The organism is Bradyrhizobium sp. MI1.7, assembly GCF_055811795.1.
In genome coordinates this window covers 1-7810 of the sequence record NZ_JBVVPO010000054.1, presented here as the reverse complement: position 1 = coordinate 7810, position 7810 = coordinate 1, and the positions used below count along the sequence as shown (strand labels likewise).

Here is a 7810-nt window from a genome sequence, read left to right as displayed (position 1 = left end):
GTGTAACGGGGGGGCTTGGGGGTTTTTTGTCCGTTTTTTTTTTTTAATTTTTCTCCCGGGCCCCCCCCCCCCCCCCCGGCCAACCCCCCCCCCCCCAGAGCCGGGACCCAGCACTGCGACATTCACCAAAGAATGGGCCCCGGCTCAGCAAAGCGGCGTTACCGGACGATGCTACGCATCGCCTAGGCCGCATTGCGTCCGGGGCACGAAAAATTCGGGCGGTGGCTCAGCCGTAATAGCGCCAGCGCGGCGGCGGGCGACGGGCGGGACGCGACATCAGGAGCGCGAGTGCGAAGCCGATACCGCCGGCGATCAGCAGCGCACCGAGCGGATTGTCCTGCACCTTCTTGGCAATCGCCTGCGAACCGTCGCGCAAGGTCTCGGCCGGCTTGTCGTAGGCGTCCTTGGCGTAGCCGGCCGCAGTCTCACCGGCGTCGCGCACGGCATCCTTGGCCTGGCCGTAGAGATTCTGCACGGTGCCGGCGGCTTCCCGCGCCTTGCCTGACGCCTGTGTCTGCGCATCGCCAGCGAGATCACCGACGGCGCCTTCTGCGCGCCCAGCGAATTCCTTGGCCGATCCGACGATCCGATCCTTGTCCATGTTGCTCCTCCTCGGGGGTCAGCCGAGGTAACCGATCAGGAGCAGCGCAGTTCCAAGCTTCTGCGAAAGTGTGTAGTCCGGACTACGCTTCCGCCTGCGCTCTTCGGGCTACGGCAGACATGTCGCTCCATCCGGGCTACAGGATGAGCCCGCCATCGACCACCAGCGTCTGGCCAATGATGTAGGACGACAGCGGCGAGGCGAGGAACAGCGCCGCGCCCGCCATGTCAGCCGGCGTGCCCAATCGCCGCAGCGGAATGCGTGACAGCGCGCCTTCGAGCCGCTTGGGATTGTCGGTGGTCACCTTCGTCATCTTGGTGTCGACGAGGCCGGGCGCGATACCGTTGACGCGGATGCCATCCTCGGCCCAGGCCTCGCCCAGCGTCCGCGTCAGTCCGACTGCGCCGGTCTTCGAGGCGTTGTAGGCGGGATTGCCCATGGTGGAATGATAGGCTGCGGTCGAGGACACCATGATCAGCGCGCCCTTGCTATCGCGCAGCATGGAGTGAAACCGCGTCGCGCAGGCCATCAGGCTCATCAGATTGACCTCGACGACCTTGCGGAAGCCGGCCATCTCGAACTCGCCGCGGCGATAGAGCACCGCGCCCTGCGCGAGCACGAGCACATCGAGACGGTCGAAGGACGGCTTGAACGCTTCCACCGCGCCGGTGTTGCCGACGTCGAGCTGCGCATAGGAAAGACCCGTGAGATCGGAGCCTTCTAGCGCCGAATATTCCGCAGGATGAGCACGCGTGCCGCAGACTGCAACTTGCGCGCCCCTGGCGCGAAAGGCTTGCGCGATGCCGTTGCCGATACCGCTGGAACCGCCGACCACCAGCACCTGCTTGCCTGAGAAATCGAGCTCGTTCGCCATCGCGGCCTCCCCTTTTGTTTTGCTTGTTTGACCTGTCTGCGGATCGATGCCAGCCTTGTCCATCTCATAACAAGAAACAAGAGACGCGAGGAAACGGCATGTCCGAATTCAAGGAGCTCAGCCGGTCGGTGAAGGGCCTGACCGTTCTCGTCACGGGTGCGGCGAGCGGCATGGGGCGCGCGACCGCGCGCGTGTTCGCCGCTGAAGGCGCGAACGTCGCCGTCACCGACTTTGACGAGCAGGGCGCGCTGTCCGTTGCCAAGGAGATTGCCGCGAACGCCGGATCCGCGAAGGCGTGGAAGCTCGATGTCGCCGATGGCGGCGAGATCAAGCGCGTGGTTGGCGATGTCGCGGCGCATTTCGGCGGGCTCGACATCATCGTCAACAATGCCGGCATCTCCGTGCGCGTCGCGATCGACGACGAGGCTTACGAAGACGCTTGGGCCAAGGGGATCGCCGTGATGCTGACGGCGCATCCGCGCATCATCCGCGCCGCGCTGCCGCACCTGCGCAAGTCGAAGAGCCCGCGCATCGTCAACATCGCCTCGACCGAGGCGCTCGGCGCCACCGCGTTGCACAGCCCCTATTCGGCGGCGAAGGGCGGCGTGGCGAGCCTCACGCGCTCGCTCGCCGTCGAGCTCGGCCGCGAGGGCATCACCGTCAACTGCATCTGCCCGGGCCCGATCCGCACCGCCATCACCGACCGCATCTCCGAAGAGCACAAGACGATCTACGCCAAGCGCCGCACTGCACTCGGCCGTTACGGCGACCCCGAGGAGGTCGCGCATATGACGCTGAGCCTGTGCCTGCCTGCGGCGTCTTTCCTCACCGGCGCGGTGATCCCTGTCGACGGCGGCTTGATGGCGCGCAACGCGTGAGAGCCATGACGCTTAAGAGATATGCGCGCCGAGCGTTGACAACGCCGGTCGCGGGAGTAGCTTTTTCACCGGCAGAGCGGGACCAACCGCTCGCGGTTCGCGGGAGAAACACCATGACGATCGCCATCCGGCAGCTTCAGAAACATTTTGCCGGCGAGGTTTCCGGCCTCGACCTGCGAAAGCCTCTCACCGAGGCCGAGGCGCGCGAGGTCGAGGCAGCCATGGACAAATATGCGGTGCTGGTCTTCCACGACCAGGACATCACCGACGAGCAGCAGATGGCCTTCGCGCTGAATTTCGGCCAGCGCGAGGACGCGCGCGGCGGCACCGTGACCAAGGAAAAGGACTACCGGCTGCAATCGGGCCTCAACGACGTCTCCAATCTCGGCAAGGATGGCAAGCCGCTGGCGAAGGACAGTCGCGCGCATCTGTTCAACCTCGGCAACTGCCTGTGGCATTCCGACAGCTCGTTTCGCCCGATCCCCGCAAAATTCTCGCTGCTGTCGGCGCGGGTGGTGAACCCGAAGGGCGGCAATACCGAGTTCGCCGACATGCGCGCGGCCTATGACGCGCTCGATGACGACACCAAGGCCGAGATCGAGGATCTCGTCTGCGAGCACTCGCTGATGTATTCGCGCGGATCGCTCGGCTTCACCGAGTACACCGACGACGAAAAGCAGATGTTCAAGCCGGTGCTGCAACGCCTGGTGCGCACCCATCCGGTGCATCGCCGCAAGTCGCTGTACCTCTCATCGCATGCCGGCAAGATCGTCAGCATGAGCGTCCCCGAAGGCCGGCTGCTGCTGCGCGATCTGAACGAGCATGCGACGCAAGGCGAGTTCGTCTACGTCCACAAATGGAAGCTGCATGATCTCGTGATGTGGGACAACCGCCAGACCATGCATCGCGTCCGCCGCTACGACCAGTCCCAACCCCGCGACATGCGCCGCGCGACGGTGGCGGGGACAGAGCCGACGGTACAGCAGCAGGCGGCGGAGTAGGCGGCACACCCCGCTGGACGTGGTCATCGCCCGGCTTGACCGGGCGATCCAGTACTCCGAGACGGTTGTGATGGAATCGATAGGCCGCGGCGTACTGGATGCCCCGGTCAAGCCGGGGCACGACAGCGGAGGGTGGCGCAGGACACCGCAAACCGTCGCAGCAGCTGCTACACAGCTACGCGTGTCCCGCATCGTTCGAGAGCATGCCGGGATCGATGCCGATCTTGCGCAGCGCACGTCCGTACTTCTCGTCGACATCGTCGCCGAAGATCAAATCCGAATCCGCATCGCAATGCAGCCAGCCATTGCTCTGGATTTCGGTCTCGAGCTGGCCCGGCGCCCAGCCGGCATAACCAAGCGCGAGGATGGCGTGCTTCGGGCCGGAGCCGTTGGCGATCGCCCGCAGGATGTCGACGGTCGCGGTGAGGCAGACGCCGTCGTCGATCCGGAGCGTCGCGTTCTCGATGTAGAAATCGCTGGAATGCAGCACGAAGCCGCGGCCGGTATCGACCGGCCCGCCACGCAGCACCTTCATGCTTTCGGCGTTCTCCGGCAGCTTGATGTGCTCGCCCTTCTTGATGATGCCGAGCTGCTGCAACAGCTCGGGGAAGTCGATGCTGCCGGCGGGATGATTGACGATGATGCCCATCGCGCCCTCGGCGGAATGCGCACAGAGATAGATCACCGAGCGCTCGAAGCGCTCATCGCCCATCACGGGCATCGCGATCAGGAGCTGGCCGTCGAGATAGCCGGCCGAGCTGGGAAGCGCGGGGGCCGCGCTGCGGGTGCTTTCGCCCGTCCTTTTGCCTGTGGGAGCCATCGGTGAAGCACTCCGGTTTCGATTCCTATCCTGATGTCGGGCCGGGCTGCTGTCAAATCAAGGCTTGCATAGACTTGATTCAGGTGCATCCATCACAAGCAATTCAATGGTTTGCCCAGGGGCGACCCTGTAAAGACGTGCCATGCTGACAAGAGTTCCCCTGCATGCGGCGTTTGGCGTCGCAACAACCCTGCTTGCGTCGTCGATGACGCTCGCAGCGCGCGCCGACGACGCTTCGCCCTGGCAGCGCGACGGCCATTCCGCAGTGCGATTGCTGGCGGGATCGCGCAGCGGCGCCGTCCTGCTCGGCGGTATCGCCTTCCAGCTCCAGCAGGGATGGAAGACCTACTGGCGCATCCCCGGCGATTCCGGCGTTCCGCCGCGGTTCGATTTCTCCAAATCGGACAATGTCGAAGCGGTGACGGTGATGTGGCCGGCGCCGCTGAAATTCGATGACGGTGCGGGCGGGCATTCGATCGGCTATCACGGCCAGGTCGTGCTGCCTCTGCGCATCGTGCCCAAGGCGCCCGACAAGCCGGTGACGCTGCGCGCCGAGATCAACTACGCCGTGTGCGAGAAGCTCTGCGTTCCCGTCGAGGCCAATGTCGAGCTCGGCTTCAACAACGTCGCCTCGACCGAGGACGCTAATCTGCGTGCTGCGCTCGACACCGTGCCGAAGCCTGCCACGATCGGTGATCCCAATCCGCTGACCATCCGCGACGTCAAACGTGACGGTCCCAAGAATGTCGTGGTCGACGTGGTCGTGCCTGACAGCCGCGGCGTCAATTTGTTCGTGGAAGGGCCAACGCTCGATTGGGCGTTGCCGATTCCGGCGCCGGTCGAGCGCAGCCCACCCGGCGTGCAACGATTTTCCTTCGAGCTCGATGGACTGCCACCGGGCGCCAAGCCCGACGGAGCGGCGTTGAAGTTCACGCTCGTCGCGCCCGAGAAGTCGTACGAGTTCAATACGAATCTGGAGTGAGCCGGAGCTGAGTTGCGCTGCCAGCGCCCCATATTCAGCTGTCGTCCCGGGGCGCGCGAAGCGCGAGCCCGGGACCCATAGCCACAGGGAGTGGTTTGGCGAGGACTCGGAGTTACCAGCCAGCGCAACAATTTCTCCCTGGGGTTATGGGTCCCCGCCCCCCGTGCGCAATTGCGCACTAGGCGGGGACGTCGCTGGTGGCTGGAGCGGCAGCATGCCTCACCCAACCCAATCTTAACGAATGGTTGCTAATCCCCAAGGGCTACCGCATCAGGCCTGCCGCAGCATGCGGGACGCCTGATACGGACGCCCTGGGGATCTCGAATTGGCCGTGATGGATGCAGAACCCGCAACGACCGGACCTGCCGGCCTCATCGCGCGGCTGCGCGCGAAGCTGATGGGCGGGTCGAACGAAGCGTCGCTGACGCGGCGGTTGGCCGGCACCATCTTCATCATCCGGGTGATCAGCGCGGGCCTCGCCTATTTCTCGCAAGTTCTGCTCGCGCGCTGGATGGGGACGTCCGACTACGGCATCTATGTCTATGTCTGGACCTGGGTGTTGCTGCTCGGCAGCATGATGGACTTCGGCATCTCGGCCTCCGCGCAAAAGATCATTCCCGAATATCGCACCAGCGGCGAGCATGCGCTGCTGCGCGGCTTTCTCTCCAGCAGCCGCTGGCTGACCTTTGCCGCGTCCACGCTGGTGTCGCTGGGGCTCGCCGGAATCGTCAAGCTGCTCTCGCCCTGGATCGATCCGGCCGAGGTGCTGCCGCTCTATATCGGCTGCATGACGCTGCCCGCCTTCGTCGTCGCCAACACCCAGGACGGCATCGCGCGCTCGCATGACTGGATGCAGCTCGGTCTGATGCCGCAATTCATCATCCGCCAGGCGCTGATCATCGGCATCACGGCCGCTGCCTTCCTGCTCGGCTATCATCTCGGCGCGGTCGCCGCGATGGTCGCGAGCGCCGGCGCGGTGTGGATCGCGATGACCGGGCAGATGGTGGTGCTGAACCGCAAGCTCGCCGATCACATCGAGCCGGGCCCCAAGACCTACGACATCGGCGGCTGGCTCGCCGTCTCGCTGCCGATCCTGCTGGTCGAGAGCTTCTACCTGCTGCTGTCCTATACCGACGTGCTGGTGCTTCAGCAGTTCCGCCCATCGGACGAGGTCGGTGTCTATTTCGCGGTGGTGAAGACGCTCGCCCTGGTCTCGTTCATCCACTACGCGATGTCGGCGACCACAGCGCACCGCTTCGCCGAATACAACGCGCTCGGCGACAAGGCGCGCCTGTCGGCCTATGTCGCGCATGCCATCAACTGGACGTTCTGGCCGTCGCTGGCAGCGACCATCGTGCTGCTTGCGCTCGGCAAGCCGCTGCTCTGGCTGTTCGGCCCGCAATTCACGGTCGGCTACGACATCATGTTCGTCGCCGCGATCGGCCTCGTGGTGCGCGCCGCGATTGGACCGGTCGAGCGCCTGCTCAACATGCTCGGCCAGCAGAAGATCTGTGCGCTGGCCTATGCGCTGGCGTTCGTGATGAACCTCGTGCTCTGCATCGCGCTGGTGCCACGCTTCGGCGGTCACGGCGCCGCGGCCGCGACCTCGATCTCGCTGACATTCGAGACGGTGCTGCTGTTCTGGATCGTGCGCCAGCGGCTCGGCCTGCACGTGCTGGCGTTTGGCAAATAGGCGCTGCCACCCGGGTTGCCGGCCTGGAGAATGGCTGTTTCGCGCCTTGCGCGGCGGCGACTGAAACCCCCTCCCCGCCCACCGTCTGTCGCAAGATTTTTCTTATTCAACCGAAGCGATTGCGTTTCAGGGAAATTTTATTCTACGTCATATTGCTCAACCGACGAGATAAACCTAAGATTCCCCAGACATGATTGATCCGCTCTATGTCGCCTCCGGATTTGGCGTCGGCCTGCTTGTCGGGATGACCGGCGTGGGTGGCGGCTCGCTGATGACGCCGCTGCTGATCCTGCTGTTCGGCATCCACCCCTCCACCGCCGTCGGCACCGACCTGCTCTATGCCGCCGCCACCAAGACCGGCGGCAGCGTGGTGCATGGCTGGTCGCGGAGCGTGCACTGGCCCGCCGTGCTGCGGCTCGCCTGCGGCAGCATCCCGGCGAGCGCGCTGACGCTGCTCGTGCTGTGGAAGCTCGACCTCAGGAGCGATTCCGAGCGCAGCCTGGTCAATCTGGTGCTGTGCTTTGCATTGCTGCTGACCGCGACATCGCTGATCTTCCGCAAGGCCCTCATGGAGCGCTATCGCGGCCGGCTGGAACGTGTCGACGATCGTACCACGGCGATCGCGACCGTCGTCACCGGCATCGTGCTCGGCGTGCTGGTGTCGATCTCGTCGGTCGGTGCCGGCGCGGTCGGCGTCACCGTGCTGCTGCTGCTCTATCCGCGCCTGCCGATGGCGACCATCGTCGGCTCGGACATCGCGCATGCGGTGCCGCTGACGCTGGTTGCCGGGGCCGGACATTGGGCGCTCGGCGATGTGGATTGGGCCCTGATGGGCGTGCTGCTGCTGGGCTCGCTGCCCGGCATCATCGTCGGCAGTCTCAGTGCGACGCGCAGCCGACCAAGGAGTTCGTCACCTCCGAGCAGGTCGCAGCCCTCGCGCTGTTCCTGTGCGGCGACGATG

The 7810-nt window shown here is 65.0% G+C and carries 8 protein-coding genes; 5 read left to right on the top strand and 3 right to left on the bottom strand.

Translation table 11 applies throughout. The annotated features are described in order from the left end of the window. Positions 1-226: 226 nt before the first annotated feature. Together AC0L3X_RS34580 and AC0L3X_RS34575 are read right to left on the bottom strand one after the other, a co-directional pair. Positions 227-601: a CsbD family protein gene (locus tag AC0L3X_RS34580; protein ID WP_063981006.1), complete on the bottom strand. Its 375-nt coding sequence runs from the start codon at positions 599-601 to the stop codon at positions 227-229. 136 nt (positions 602-737) lie between these two features. Beyond that, complete coding sequence (locus tag AC0L3X_RS34575) at positions 738-1475, bottom strand: SDR family NAD(P)-dependent oxidoreductase (RefSeq protein ID WP_063986080.1); 738 nt, start codon at positions 1473-1475, stop codon at positions 738-740. A gap of 98 nt (positions 1476-1573) precedes the next feature. On the opposite strand from AC0L3X_RS34575, the gene AC0L3X_RS34570 reads away from it, so the two are divergent. Together AC0L3X_RS34570 and AC0L3X_RS34565 are read left to right on the top strand one after the other, a co-directional pair. Beyond that, positions 1574-2353 carry an SDR family NAD(P)-dependent oxidoreductase gene (locus AC0L3X_RS34570; RefSeq protein ID WP_063981005.1) on the top strand — a complete coding sequence of 260 codons (780 nt, stop codon included), beginning with the start codon at positions 1574-1576 and terminating at the stop codon, positions 2351-2353. A 113-nt stretch (positions 2354-2466) separates the two neighbouring features. Further along, positions 2467-3354: a TauD/TfdA dioxygenase family protein gene (locus tag AC0L3X_RS34565; RefSeq protein ID WP_063981004.1), complete on the top strand. Its 888-nt coding sequence runs from the start codon at positions 2467-2469 to the stop codon at positions 3352-3354. A gap of 175 nt (positions 3355-3529) precedes the next feature. Here AC0L3X_RS34565 and AC0L3X_RS34560 read toward each other — a convergent pair whose 3' ends face one another. Then, positions 3530-4174 (bottom strand): YqgE/AlgH family protein, encoded by a 645-nt coding sequence (locus AC0L3X_RS34560; protein ID WP_063981003.1) that lies wholly within the window; start codon positions 4172-4174, stop codon positions 3530-3532. Positions 4175-4316: 142 nt separating this feature from the next. Between AC0L3X_RS34560 and AC0L3X_RS34555 the strand changes: the two genes are divergently transcribed. The 3 genes from AC0L3X_RS34555 to AC0L3X_RS34545 all read left to right on the top strand — a co-directional run. Next, the gene (locus AC0L3X_RS34555) at positions 4317-5156 is read left to right on the top strand and encodes a protein-disulfide reductase DsbD domain-containing protein (protein ID WP_063981002.1); all 840 of its coding nucleotides are present in this window, start codon (positions 4317-4319) and stop codon (positions 5154-5156) included. A gap of 325 nt (positions 5157-5481) precedes the next feature. Further along, positions 5482-6849 (top strand): flippase, encoded by a 1368-nt coding sequence (locus tag AC0L3X_RS34550; RefSeq protein ID WP_063981001.1) that lies wholly within the window; start codon positions 5482-5484, stop codon positions 6847-6849. Between the two features lie 190 nt (positions 6850-7039). After that, positions 7040-7810 (top strand): sulfite exporter TauE/SafE family protein (locus tag AC0L3X_RS34545; protein ID WP_473317149.1); only part of this gene is annotated, 771 nt, incomplete at its 3' end.